11 protein-coding genes are annotated in these 12,920 nt (G+C 67.2%); 4 read left to right on the top strand and 7 right to left on the bottom strand.

The window, feature by feature from the left end; all coding sequences use genetic code 11:
* Positions 1-9 precede the first annotated feature (9 nt).
* Positions 10-1,101, bottom strand: coding sequence for an ROK family glucokinase (locus ACZYX4_RS10645; protein WP_463875641.1), 1,092 nt, complete (start codon positions 1,099-1,101; stop codon positions 10-12).
* Positions 1,102-1,283: 182 nt separating this feature from the next.
* Between ACZYX4_RS10645 and ACZYX4_RS10640 the strand changes: the two genes are divergently transcribed.
* Complete coding sequence (locus ACZYX4_RS10640) at positions 1,284-3,104, top strand: AMP-dependent synthetase/ligase (protein WP_463875639.1); 1,821 nt, start codon at positions 1,284-1,286, stop codon at positions 3,102-3,104.
* A gap of 195 nt (positions 3,105-3,299) precedes the next feature.
* Here ACZYX4_RS10640 and ACZYX4_RS10635 read toward each other — a convergent pair whose 3' ends face one another.
* Complete coding sequence (locus ACZYX4_RS10635; RefSeq protein WP_463875637.1) at positions 3,300-6,695, bottom strand: pyruvate carboxylase; 3,396 nt, start codon at positions 6,693-6,695, stop codon at positions 3,300-3,302.
* Positions 6,696-7,031: 336 nt separating this feature from the next.
* Here ACZYX4_RS10635 and ACZYX4_RS10630 point away from each other — a divergent pair, with 336 nt between their 5' ends.
* Complete coding sequence (locus ACZYX4_RS10630) at positions 7,032-7,883, top strand: ParA family protein (protein WP_463875636.1); 852 nt, start codon at positions 7,032-7,034, stop codon at positions 7,881-7,883.
* A gap of 123 nt (positions 7,884-8,006) precedes the next feature.
* Here the strand turns inward: ACZYX4_RS10630 and ACZYX4_RS10625 are convergent, their stop codons facing one another.
* From ACZYX4_RS10625 to gcvH, 5 genes are all read right to left on the bottom strand, one after another.
* Positions 8,007-8,603, bottom strand: a complete 597-nt coding sequence (locus ACZYX4_RS10625) for a MerR family transcriptional regulator (RefSeq protein WP_463875634.1) — start codon at positions 8,601-8,603, stop codon at positions 8,007-8,009.
* 260 nt (positions 8,604-8,863) lie between these two features.
* Positions 8,864-9,367: a bifunctional nuclease family protein gene (locus ACZYX4_RS10620; protein ID WP_463875632.1), complete on the bottom strand. Its 504-nt coding sequence runs from the start codon at positions 9,365-9,367 to the stop codon at positions 8,864-8,866.
* Positions 9,367-10,083, bottom strand: a complete 717-nt coding sequence (gene ftsR, locus ACZYX4_RS10615; RefSeq protein ID WP_463875631.1) for a transcriptional regulator FtsR — start codon at positions 10,081-10,083, stop codon at positions 9,367-9,369. The genes ACZYX4_RS10620 and ftsR overlap by 1 nt, the downstream gene beginning before the upstream one ends.
* A gap of 23 nt (positions 10,084-10,106) precedes the next feature.
* On the bottom strand, positions 10,107-10,583 hold the full coding sequence (locus tag ACZYX4_RS10610) for an FHA domain-containing protein (protein WP_463875630.1): 477 nt from the start codon (positions 10,581-10,583) through the stop codon (positions 10,107-10,109).
* Between the two features lie 152 nt (positions 10,584-10,735).
* A complete protein-coding gene (gene gcvH / locus ACZYX4_RS10605; RefSeq protein ID WP_463875628.1) occupies positions 10,736-11,122 on the bottom strand; it encodes a glycine cleavage system protein GcvH in 387 nt (128 codons plus the stop codon).
* 146 nt (positions 11,123-11,268) lie between these two features.
* On the opposite strand from gcvH, the gene ACZYX4_RS10600 reads away from it, so the two are divergent.
* Together ACZYX4_RS10600 and ACZYX4_RS10595 are read left to right on the top strand one after the other, a co-directional pair.
* Complete coding sequence (locus tag ACZYX4_RS10600; protein WP_463875626.1) at positions 11,269-12,138, top strand: Fpg/Nei family DNA glycosylase; 870 nt, start codon at positions 11,269-11,271, stop codon at positions 12,136-12,138.
* Positions 12,139-12,428: 290 nt separating this feature from the next.
* Positions 12,429-12,848, top strand: coding sequence for an SRPBCC family protein (locus ACZYX4_RS10595; RefSeq protein WP_463875625.1), 420 nt, complete (start codon positions 12,429-12,431; stop codon positions 12,846-12,848).
* Positions 12,849-12,920 lie beyond the last annotated feature (72 nt).

The following is a 12,920-nucleotide window of genomic DNA, read 5'->3' as shown; positions in this document are numbered from 1 at the left end:
GGTGACCGGCTAGCTGTGCATGCGGCTGCTGACCCGGGACAAATCCGCCGCACCGATCAGGCCCGCGCTCGGGCCCAGGGCCGCCAGTTCGATGTCCGCCGCAGGCCGGAACCCGCGGCCCGTCAGGTTCCGGGCGAAGGCCTTGCGGGCCGGACCGACCAGCAGTTCGCCGGCGTCGCAGAGTCCGCCGCCAATTACGAACTTGCCCGGATCCAGCGCGGCGGCGAGGTTGGCGAGGCCCAAACCGAGCCACTCCCCGACATCCTCCAGCAGCTCCCGGGAGGTCGGGTCACCGGCTTTGGCCAGTTCGGTGACGATCACTCCGGTGATGCGCTCCGCATGGCCGTCCACGGCTTTGAGCAGCTCCTGGGCCACCGGAGAGTTGGCGGCGGCGAGTTCCCGGGCTTCCCGGCCGAGCGCGTTGCCGGAAGCATACTGCTCCCAGCAGCCCCGGTTGCCGCACTCGCAGCGGTGGCCGCCGGGCATGATGATCTGGTGGCCGAACTCCCCGGCCACGCCGAAGCGCCCGCGTTCCAGCCGCCCGTCCATCACCATGGCACCGCCGATCCCGGTGCCGAGGGTAATGCAGACCAGGCGGTTTTGGCCCTGGCCGGCCCCGAAGCGCCACTCCGCCCAGCCGGCCGCATCGGCGTCGTTGGTCAGCAGCACGGGCCGGCGGAGCAGCCGCTGCAGGTTGTCCCGGAGGGGCTCGTTGCGCCACGCAAGATGGGGACTGAACAGCACGGTCCCGCCGTCGAGGTCCATCCAGCCGGCCGCACCAATCCCGACCGACCAGATCCGATGGCCTTCGCCCAGCTCCTCCACAAGCTCGACAATCACCTGTTCGACCGCACGGGGGTCGCTGCCGGGGGTGGACCGCTTGGCCCGGGCGAGGATCCTGCCCTCCGCGTCGACCACACCGGCCGCCACCTTGGTGCCGCCAATGTCCACCCCGATGGCGAGGCCTTTCCGGCCCAGCCGCATGTGCTCACGGAAGCCCTGGCCGGCCTGTCCGGCGCCCGCGCCCGCCAGCGTCCTGCGACGCCAGGCGGACGTCCTGCGGTACGGGCCGGGCTGCTGCCCGGGTGTAGGTGTGTGCATGGTTCCCTATCCTAGTTCGCCGGAGCGGCCGGGCAGAGGCCGCATCCCCGCTCCGGCCGGAACCAGGGGTTACCAAACCGTAAGGTTACTCGCCAGTAGGTGTGGTGGAAAACACATGCCTTCGACCGCATACTAGTGTTAGCCGTACCCCTAGCGGGTCCATGGATATCAAAGGAGCTAACGTGCGAGAAATAAGTGTCCCGCCCCTGGTCACAGTCCCCCCCGAAATGAACATCACCGACCTGGTCCTGCGCCAGGCGGCGAAGGCATCCAATCCGGCCCTGTTTTCCCGCCTGGACGCGGCCGGAGAATGGCAGGACATCCGGGCCACCGATTTCCTGGCCGATGTGTCCCTGCTCGCCAAGGGCATGATGGCCAGCGGCGTGGCCGCCGGCGACAGGGTCGGCATCATGTCCCGCACACGGTATGAATGGAGCCTCATCGACTTCGCCATCTGGTTCGCCGGTGCCGTCTCCGTGCCCATCTATGAGACCTCCTCCCCCTCCCAGGTCGCCTGGAACCTGGGCGATTCCGGCGCCGTCGCCGCGTTCGGCGAGTCCGCCCACCATGAGACCGTCATCCGGCAGGCCGCCACCTCCGAAGGCCTCACCGCGCTGGCCCACGTCTGGCAGCTCGAAGGAACCGGCTTGGACGAGGTGCGCGCCGCCGGCGCGACGGTCAGCAATGAGGAGCTGGAGGCACGGCGCAGCCTGGCCTCCCTCGAGGACCTCGCCACCATCATCTACACCTCGGGGACCACCGGACGGCCCAAGGGCTGCGAGTTGACCCACGGCAACTTCGTGGAACTCTCGGAAAACTCGCTCGCCACGTCGCTGAACACGATCGTCCACGAGCACGCACGGACCATCATGTTCCTGCCCCTGGCCCACGTGTTCGCGCGCTACATCTCGGTGCTCGCGGTCGCCGCCGGCGTCACGGTGGCGCACACGCCGGACATCAAGAACCTGCTGCCGGACCTGCAGAGCTACAAGCCGACCTTCATCCTCGCAGTGCCGCGGGTCTTCGAGAAGGTCTACAACTCGGCACTGACCAAGGCAGAGGACGGTGGCAAGGGCGCCATCTTCCACCGCGCCGCGGACACCGCCATCGAGTTCTCCCGCGCCCGCCAGGCCGGCAAGATCGGACTGGGACTGAAGCTCAAGCACACCCTCTTCGACAAGCTCGTCTACAGCAAGCTCCGCGCGGCCATGGGCGGCGAGGTCGCCCACGCCGTCTCCGGCGGCGGCCCCCTGGGCGAGCGGCTGGGTCACTTCTTCCAGGGCATCGGCATGCAGATCCTGGAAGGCTACGGGCTCACCGAGACCACGGCCCCTGTCACGGTCAACACGCCGGATTTGATCAAGATCGGCACCGTCGGCGCCCCGATTCCCGGCAATGCCGTGAAGATCGCCGACGACGGCGAGATCCTCGTCAAGGGCGTGTGTGTCATGCGCGGCTACTACAAGCGTGAAGACCTCTCCGGCGAGTCCTTTGTCGATGGCTGGTTCCGGACCGGCGACATCGGAGAGCTCGATGGGCAGGGCTTCCTGACCATCACAGGGCGCAAAAAGGAAATCATCGTCACGGCCAGCGGCAAGAACGTCGTGCCGGCCCTCCTGGAGGACCAGATCCGTTCCGACGCGCTGGTTTCACAGGTGCTGGTGGTCGGTGACAACCGTCCCTTCATCGGCGCGCTGGTCACCCTCGACGAGGAGGCCCTGCCCGGCTGGCTGCACCGCCACGGGCTGCCCTCCTCAACAACCCTTGCCGAGGCCACCGACAGCCCGGTGGTCAAGGCCGCGGTGCAGGAACTCATCAACGGCGCCAACCAGTCGGTATCCCAGGCCGAGGCCATCAAGTCCTTCCGGATCGTGCCGGCCGATTTCACGGAGGCCTCCGGTCACCTCACGCCGTCGCTGAAGGTCAAGCGCGCCCAGGTGATGAAGGACTACGAGAACGTCATCGAGGAAATGTACGGCGCCCCGCGCACAAGCCGGGTCTAAACAGCATCACCACCCAAGCAACGCGGGGTCAGATACGGCCCATCCGGAGGCTTCGGATGGGCCGTATCTGACCCCGCGTTGCTTTAAGAAGAAGGGTCCTTCCAGCCTCTCGGCCGGAAGGACCCTTCTTTGGTGTCACGCGTCAGTGTCGCGCGTCGTTGTTGCGCGGGGGCGCCGGGCAGTGGTGTGTGGCGGCTATTCGACGACGAGCAGCAGGTCTCCGCCCTGGACCTGTTCGATCGCGCCCACGGCGAGGCGCGAGACCGTGCCGGCGACCGGCGTCGTAATGGACGCTTCCATCTTCATGGCCTCGATCGTGGCGACGGTGTCGCCGGCCTTGACCTCATCGCCGGCCTTGACCGTCAGGGTCACGGCGCCGGCGAACGGCGCGGCCACCTGGCCGGGCTGGGAGGTGTCGGCGCGTTCGGCGGCCTTGACGTTGCTGACTACGGAACGGTCACGCACCACCACCGGGCGGGACTGTCCGTTGAGCGTGCACATTACGGTGCGCATGCCCTTCTCGTCCGGTTCGGAGACCGCTTCGAGCGAGGCGATGAGGCGGACGCCCTTCTCCAGCTCGATCTCGTGCTCGGCGCCGCGCTGCAGCCCGAAGAGGTAGTCGCGGGTGTCCAGCACCGAAAGGTTGCCGTAGGACTCCACACTCTTCTGGTAGTCCTTGGTGGGACCGGCGAAGAGCAGCCGGTTCAGGGTCTGCTGCACCGTCTTGGAATCGGACCTCAGGGCGGCACTGTCCTCGGCGCTGAGCTCGACGTCGCGGACCTTGACGGTGCGGCCCTGCAGCGCCTTGGTACGGAACGGTTCCGGCCAGCCGCCGGGAGGATCGCCCAGTTCACCGGAGAGGAATCCGATCACGGAGTCCGGGATGTCGTATTTCTGCGGGTTCTCGTTGAAGTCCGCGGGATCGGCGTTGAGTCCCACGAGGTGCAGGGCCAGGTCACCGACGACCTTGGAGGAGGGGGTGACCTTCACAAGCCGGCCGAGGATCCGGTCGGCTGCGGTGTACATGTCCTCGATGGCCTCGAACCGCTCCCCGAGGCCAAGCGCGATCGCCTGCTGGCGCAGGTTGGAGAGCTGGCCGCCGGGGATTTCGTGCTGGTAGACGCGCCCGGTGGGGCCGGGAAGGCCGGATTCGAACGGTGCGTAGACGCGGCGGACGGCCTCCCAGTACGGTTCCAGGGCGCACACGTTCGCCAGGCTCAGCCCGGTGTCGCGGGGGGTGTGGGCCAGGGCTGCCACCAGCGCGGAGGCTGAGGGCTGGCTGGTGGTGCCGGCGAGCGGGGCGGAGGCCACGTCCACGGCGTCCACTCCGGCGTCGACCGCTGCCAGCAGGGTGGCCAGCTGGCCGCCGGCGGTGTCGTGCGTGTGCAGGTGGACCGGAAGGTCGAAACGTTCGCGCAGGGCCGCCACGAGGCGGGCAGCGGCGGCGGGACGCAGGAGCCCGGCCATGTCCTTAATGGCCAGGATGTGCGCGCCGGCGTCGACCATCTTCCCGGCCAGCTCCAGGTAGTAGTCCAGGGTGTAGAGCGTCTCGTCCGGGTCCAGCATGTCAGCGGTGTAGCACAGGGCCACCTCCGCAATAGCCGTGCCGGTCTCGCGGACGGCCCGGATGGCCGGGGCCATCTGGTTGACGTCATTGAGCGCATCGAAGATGCGGAAGATATCGATGCCGGCGGCGGCGGCCTCGTTGACGAAGGCCACCGTCACCTCCTCCGGGTACGGGGTGTAGCCGACCGTGTTGCGGCCGCGGAGGAGCATCTGCAGGCAGACGTTCGGCAGCGCCCTGCGCAGGGCGGCGAGCCGGTCCCAGGGATCCTCGCCGAGGAAGCGCAGCGCGACATCGTAGGTGGCGCCGCCCCAGGCCTCGACGGAGAGCAGCTCCGGGAGGAGTTTGGAGACGGCCGGGCCCGCCGCCACGAGGTCGCGGGTGCGGACCCGGGTGGCGAGCAGGGACTGGTGGGCGTCACGGAACGTGGTGTCCGTGACGGCCACGGCGTTCTGTGCGCGCAGCGCCTTCGCGAACCCTTCCGGGCCCAACTCCAGCAGCCGCTGGCGGGAGCCCTGCGGGGCGGGGGCGTCCGCCAGGGCCGGAAGCTTCGCGGCGGCATCGGTGTGCACCGTGAGCTCGCCGTTGGGCTTGTTCACGGTGACTTCGGCGAGCCAGGTCAGCAGCTTGGTGCCGCGGTCAGCGGAGACCCGGGCCTTGAGCAGTTCCGGGCGTTCGTCAATGAAAGAGGTGGCCACGTTGCCGGCGATGAAGTCGGCGTCGTCCAGAACTGCCTGCAGGAACGAGATGTTGGTGGAGACCCCGCGGATGCGGAACTCGGCGAGGGCCCGGCGCGCCCGGGCCACAGCGGCCGGGTACTCGCGGCCGCGGCAGGTCAGCTTGACCAGCATCGAGTCGAAGTGCGGGCTGATCTCGGCGCCGGAGTAGACGGTGCCGCCGTCGAGCCGGACGCCGGCGCCGCCGGCCGAGCGGTAGCCGGTGATCTTTCCGACGTCGGGCCGGAAGCCGTTGGCCGGGTCCTCCGTGGTGATGCGGCACTGCAGTGCGGCGCCCTTGAGCTGGACCGTCTCCTGGGAGAGGCCCAGGTCCGCGAGGGTCTCGCCGGCGGCGATGCGCAGCTGTGCCTGGACGAGGTCGACGTCGGTGACTTCTTCGGTGACGGTGTGCTCGACCTGGATGCGCGGGTTCATTTCGATGAAGACGTGCTGGCCCGCCCGCTCCCCCACGGTGTCGACGAGGAATTCCACGGTGCCGGCGTTGACGTAGTTCAGCGCCTTGGCGAACTTCACTGCGTCGCGGTAGAGCGCCTGCCGGATGCCTTCGTCGAGGTTCGGCGCCGGGGCGATCTCGATGACCTTCTGGTGGCGGCGCTGGATGGAGCAGTCGCGCTCGAAGAGGTGCATGACGTTGCCCTCCGCATCGGCCAGGATCTGGACCTCGATGTGGCGGGGGCGCAGCACGGCCTGCTCCAGGAACATGGTCGGGTCCCCGAACGCCGCGTCGGCTTCGCGCATGGCTGCCTGCAGTGCTTCGGGAAGGCCTTCGCGGGTCTCGACGCGGCGCATGCCGCGCCCGCCGCCGCCGGCAACGGCCTTGGCAAAGATGGGGAAGCCGATCTCGTCGGCGGCGGCGATGAGTTCGTCCAGGTCCTTGGAAGGCTGGCTGGACTTCAGGACCGGGACGCCGGCCTTACGGGCAGCCTCGAGGGCTGCGACCTTGTTGCCGGCCAGTTCGAGGACCTCGGCGGGCGGCCCCACGAACGTGATGCCGGCCGCGACCGCGGCCCGGGCCAGGCGCGGGTTTTCGGAAAGGAACCCGTATCCGGGGTAAATGGCGTCGGCCCCGGATTCCTTGGCCACCCGCACCACTTCGTCGACGTCGAGGTAGGCCCGGACGGGGTGGCCCTCTTCACCGATCAGATAGGCCTCGTCAGCCTTCTGGCGGTGGATGGAGTTGCGGTCCTCGTTCGGGAAGACGGCTACAGTTTTGGCACCGAGTTCGTAGCCGGCGCGGAAGGCACGGATCGCGATTTCGCCGCGGTTGGCCACCAGAATCTTCGAAAACATACTTCTCCTGCATCATCGCGGGTGTACCGGTTAATTGGTCACAGTGTCTAAGACGTGCACGGACAAACACAAATCCATGTGGCGGCCGTCACAGCGACTCGCGTCACTTTCGCCGGATTGGGCAAATACATGTGGCAAGTAGATCAAGCAGGGCCGGATCCCGGCCCGGTTGAAGCTTATCCGTGATCTGCCGCCCCGGCACCGGATGAGGCAGGTTTGGGCGGGGCGGCACCATATGATGAGAAGGCGGGCGGCGCATGCCCGCCACGGCTCCGGAGAACGCAGGAGCCGGCAGGACCCCGTCCCGGCAACCGGCGTTAGGTATTGGTTTTTCACGTGCAAGTAGTCAGCATCAGCAGCCTCAAAGGCGGCGTCGGCAAGACATCGGTGACCACCGGATTGGCGTCCGCGGCTTTGGCCGCCGGCATCCCCACCCTCGTCGTCGACCTTGATCCGCACGCGGATGCGAGTACGGCCCTCGGAGTCCGGCCGGGAGGCCAGCTGGACGTCGGCCGGATGCTCAAGGCCCCCCGGCGGGCCCGGCTGTCCGAAAACGTGGTCCCCAGTGGCTGGGTGGAACGCGCTGCCGCCCAGCGCGGGGCTCCCGCAGGCTCCCCGCCGGCCGTTCTGGATGTGGCCGTCGGCTCCGCCTACACCGGCATTTATGACCGCCCTGACCTGGGCCGCCGCGACCTGCGCCGGCTCTCTGCAGTGCTGGCCGGCGCGGACAAGTACGGGCTGGTCCTCGTGGACTGCCCTCCCTCCCTGAACGGGTTAACCCGGATGGCCTGGACCGCCAGCAACAAGGTCACCCTGGTGGCCGAACCCGGGCTCTTCTCGGTTGCGGGCACGGAACGCACGATGCGGGCCCTCCAGCTGTTCCGCCGGGAATTCGCCCCGAACCTCTCCCCGGCCGGCATCGTCGCGAACCGGGTGCGCACCGGATCCGCCGAGCACACCTTCCGGCTCTCCGAAATGGAGTCGATGTTCGGCGGGCTGCTGCTGTCACCGCACATCCCGGAGCAGGCCAACTGGCAGCAAATCCAGGGTGCCGCCCACTCCATCCACCACTGGCCCGGGGATTCGGCCAGGAACGCTGCCGCCCTGTTTGACGCCCTGCTGGCCAACCTGCTGGCCACGGACGGCCGGTCGAGAGCACCCCGGGTCCGGGACCGCGTCCGCCGCTAGGCACGTCCCACCCCTGGACCCCCCAGCAACAGCAACGCGGGGTCACCCAGCGCCCATCACGGCATGATGGATGGGCGTTAGGTGACCCCGCGTTGCTTTTGGGGGTACTGGTGTGGCTGGTGCCTAGCTGATCTTGCGGGTGGCCCGGCGCTTGCTGAGTTCGTCGTCCGGAAAGGACTGGACGCTGACGTGTTCGCTGGGGAGCGCCGCGAGGCTGCCTTCCACTTCCCGCCAGACCCGGCCGACGGCGATGCCGAAAACACCCTGTCCGCCCTGGACGAGGTCGATGACTTCGTCGGCCGAGGTGCACTCGTACACACTGGCGCCGTCGCTCATCAGGGTGATCTGGGCGAGATCCTCCACCCCGCGCTCCCTGAGGTGCTCGACGGCAGATCGGATCTGCTGCAGGGAAACGCCGGTATCAAGGAGGCGCTTAACGACCTTGAGGACCAGGATGTCGCGGAATCCGTAGAGGCGCTGTGAACCGGAACCTGCGGCTCCCCGGACGGCGGGCTCGACCAGCCCCGTGCGTGCCCAGTAGTCCAGCTGGCGGTAGGTGATGCCTGCCGCCTTGCAGGCCGTCGGGCCCCGGTAGCCCGCATCCTCGTCCAGAACAGGAAGATCCTCGGTGAACAGCAGGCCCTGGGCACCGCTGGCCGGGACGGCCACACCGGCCGTCGAGGGCTGGTTGAGCTCGCCCGCTTCGCCATTCGGACTCACGTGGATCCTCCTTGTCATGGCTCCCCTGCGGAAATTTGCAGTAACAGCCGGTCATCTCCAGCGAGAAAAAACCACGGGTGAACAAAATTTCATCCGTGTCATTCCGCCGGGGCTGCACCTTCCAGTGTGACCTGAGCGGCTGTTGTGTGCAATGGGAACTTGTACTTCTGACGTTAGGCCTGCAGGGGCCCAAGGTCAAAGACGTTCGGGGTATTGCCGGGGCGTGTCGAAACTTTCATCCCCGACTTCTTGACGTGATGTCAACCCGCGAAATCTTCAGGTTCCACGTCGTCGAGGAACTCGCGGAAACGGCGCAGCTCCCCTTCTTCGTCGACGGCGGGGCCCGGGTGGGTGTCCTCGCCCTCGTCGTGTTCGGTGATCCGCACACCGGCCTCGTCCATCACGGCGTCGGCGCACCAGATCCGGCACTTGGCGCGGAGGCCCAGCGCGAGGGCGTCGGAGGCCCGGGAACTGACCGTGGTCCCGTTCTCGAACTGGAGCTGCCCGTAGAAGATGTTGTCCTCCACGGCCACGATGTTGACGCTGACGATCGTGTGGCCGAGGGATTCGACGACGTCGATCAGCAGGTCGTGGGTCATGGGGCGCGGCGGCACGACCCCCTGCTGGGCGAGGGCGATGGCACTGGCCTCGGGGGTGCCGATCCAGATCGGCACGTGCCGCTCCCCGTGGATCTCCTTGAGCAGCACGAGCGGCTGGTTGGACGGAAGCTCTATCCGCACGCCTACAATTTCGACCTCAATCATCAGATGTCCATCCTAGAGATGCGGTCCTGGACCAGGGCGCGGTGCAGCGTCAGGCACAGCTCGCTGATCTCCCGGGCAGCCTCGGCGGCACGGGCCTGGGAGGCGGCATCCTTGCGGGAGGTCAGGGTGGCCACCGCGCGCTCCACCAGCCCGAACTCGCGTTCGGCGGCGGCCTGGAACGGCCGCAGGTGCCGTGGTTCCAGGCCGTGGCTCTCCAGCTGGACGCACGCGCGTGCGACCTGGAGTGCGTGCTCATCGAATTTGCCGTTGACGTGGCCGATCAGGCCGTAGCTCAGGAGCGACTCAAGCAGCGGCACGCTGGCGCCGGACTCGGTCCGGAGCTGTTCCTCGCTGAGCCGGCGGACCCGGTTCTGGAGCTCGGCGGCCAGCTCGTCGGAGACAATCCGCGGCGAGACCGACACGCCCGGAGGCAGGTTCTCCGGACGTTCGCCGCGGTCGATCGCGTCGAGGTAGTCCTTGATGACCTTCAACGGCAGGTACTGGTCCCGCTGGAGGGCGAGCACGAAACGCAGCCGCTCGACGTCGTTCTCGGCGTACTGCCGGTACCCGGCCGGGGTCCGCCGGGGGTTGATCAGTCCCTTTTCCTCAAGGAACCGGATTTTCGACGCCGTCATGCTGGGGAAGTCGTCGCTCAGCTGAGCCAGGACTTCCCCGATGTTCAGAACCTGGGGTCCGCGCCGTTCCGCTTGTGCCATGGCCACAGGCAGCTACCCCGGAATCAGACGTTGCCTGCTGCGCGGGCAGGGCTCAGGTAGAAGGTGAGGCGGAACTTTCCGATCTGCACTTCGTTGCCGGACTTCAGCTCGAGACTGTCGACGCGGTCGTGGTTCACGTAAGTGCCGTTCAGGCTTCCGGTGTCCACCACTTCGAAGCTGCGCGCCGTGCGGCGGAACTCGACGTGCCGGCGCGAGACCGTGACGTCATCAAGGAAGATGTCGGCGTCCGGGTGCCGGCCCGCCGTCGTGACGTCCGAGTCCAGCAGGAAGCGGGCGCCCATGTTCGGGCCGCTGTGCGCGACCAGCAGGGCTGAACCGTAGGGCAGCGCCTCGACGGCGGACCACTCCTCAGCCGAGAGCTTCGGGGTGATGGTGGGTTCCTCGCGGACCGGCGTGAGGTTGATCGACGTGGTCTCCGAAGCCTTTACTCCACCCGTGCCAAAACCGTCACCGGTGCTGTTGCGTTCGTGCCCAAACATTGATTCCTCCATTCGCTGCAGGTGTCCCCCCTGCAAACAACGCATGCCGTCCGGAAGTGCCTGGCAAATCCGGGATCCAACCCTTCGGCGGGACGTTTGTTGGCTGGTTTCCCAACGGCTGTCTTAACGACCCGGCCCAAATGGGCTTTGCCTTAGCCTACCTGCTGTTCGTACTCCGATGCACTGAGGAGCGACTCGATCGCGTCGGCTTCCGCCAGCTTGATTTCCATCAGCCAGCCCTCGCCGTAGGGATCCGAATTGATCAGGGCGGAATCGGTGTCCAGGGCCTCGTTGCGGGAGACCACCTCCCCGGAAACCGGGGCGTAGATGTCGCTGACGCTCTTGGTGGACTCAACCTCGCCGACGACGTCGTTGGCCTTGAGGGTCGTGCCGATCTCCGGCATCTGGGCATAGACGACATCCCCGAGGGCGTCCTGGGCAAAATCAGTGATGCCCACACGCACGACACCGTCGGCGTTCGGGGCGGAAACCCACTCGTGTTCCGCGGTGTAGGACAGCTCTTCGGGAATGATGCTCATGACGGGCCTTTCATCGGGTCAATCACCAATATCGACGGCGGGCACGTGAACTGTCCGCCGCTGAAAGTATAGGCATATCCGGCGGGGCCCGGGCAGGACTCTGACATGATGGGGCGATGACGGAAATCCCCGGTAACGGCTAGGCAATGCCCGAACTTCCGGAAGTGGCTGCCCTCACGGACTTCCTGGCCGCGCACCTGCTCGGCGCTGCTGTCACGAAGATCCAGGTCGTCTCCTTCGCCGTGCTCAAGACGGCGGATCCCCCCATCTCCGAACTGGAGGGCCGGACCGTGGCCGGGGTGCGGCGCTTCGGCAAGTTCGTCAGCCTGGACGCCGGCGGGCTGTATTTTGTCTTCCACCTGGCCCGGGCCGGCTGGGTCCGCTTCACCGACGCGCCCACGGGCACCCCCTTGAAAATGGGAAAAGGACACCTGGCGGTGCGGCTGTCGTTTTCCAGTGACACAGGCCCCTCGGATCTAGACCTGACAGAGGCCGGAACGAAGAAGAGCCTGGCGGTGTACGTGGTCCGGGACCCCTCCGACGTTCCCGGTATTGCCGCGCTGGGACCGGATCCGTTCAGTGCCGGGTTCGACGCCGACGCCCTGGCCAGGGTCCTCGGTTCGAGTTCGCAGCAAATCAAGGGTGTCCTGCGCAGCCAGAGCGTGATTGCCGGGATCGGAAACGCCTACAGCGACGAGATCCTGCACGCGGCCCGGACGTCGCCCTTCGCCATTGCCAGGTCGCTGGACCGGGATGCGGTCCAGCGGCTCTACGACGCCATCCACAGCATTCTCGGGACAGCGCTGCGGGAAGCCGGCGGCAAAGCACCCGGTGAGCTCAAGGACACCAAACGGAGCCACCTGAGGGTCCATGGGCGGGCCGGGGAAGCGTGCCCGGTATGCGGGGACACCGTCCGCGAGGTGTCCTTCGCGGACACGGCCCTGCAGTACTGTCCCGGATGCCAGACGCAGGGAAGGATCCTGGCCGACCGCCGGACGTCGCGCTTCCTGAAGTAGGCGGGCGCCGTCGCTTTCCGAAGGCGGCGCGGCTCCGACACCACTGGACGACGCCGAGTTCGTGCCAATTCTGGTGCCACGTTCGGCGGCACGGTTGGGGTCAGGACCAACGGGTGCGGGCTTGTGGGCGCTCCATGGGACCCGGACGAAGAGTATCTCTTCGTCTGTCTCTGTCAAGGCAGCTAAGGCGTGTCCGAATGAGCGTGTGGGACCTTATACCCTGTCGGGCCGGATCGCGCTGTACAACTGTTGATCTTGGTGGCGAGAGGGGGGTGAGAATGGTGACTGACGTGACGACGAGAGCCGAGGAGTCGATCGAGATCAACGCTCCACCGAGCGCGGGGTTCGCCTACTGCCTCGATCCGCAGCAGCTGTTCGCGGGAGACCCGGAGCATGTTGTCGATGCCGATGTCATCCCGGGCGGCGTGGGGACGACCGCGCACCTGTCCATGAAGTCGGGGGTGCTTGAGGAGGCTGACCGTATCGAGTACGTCGAGGTCCTTCCGGGCCGGATCATAGTCGCGATGCATCCGACGATGTCGCTGGGCGGGACCAAGGGCCACCACCACGAGACGGCGCTCTACACCTTGACCCATGAGTTCGAATCGGACGCCGGCGGCACCCGCATGACGCTGCGGGTACAGATCAATGATGCGACGCTCTACGAGCGCATTATCGACCGCATCGAGGCTTCTGCAGCCCACGGATGACGACGGATCCGCGGTACTCCCCCCGCCGGGAGCACCCCGCACCCGGGTCGCCCCATGCCCCGGCTAACGACA

It is taken from the genome of Pseudarthrobacter leeuwenhoeki, from assembly GCF_055412885.1.
The sequence above is the reverse complement of the archived record's forward strand: the minus strand, read 5'-3'. Positions and strand labels throughout refer to the sequence as shown.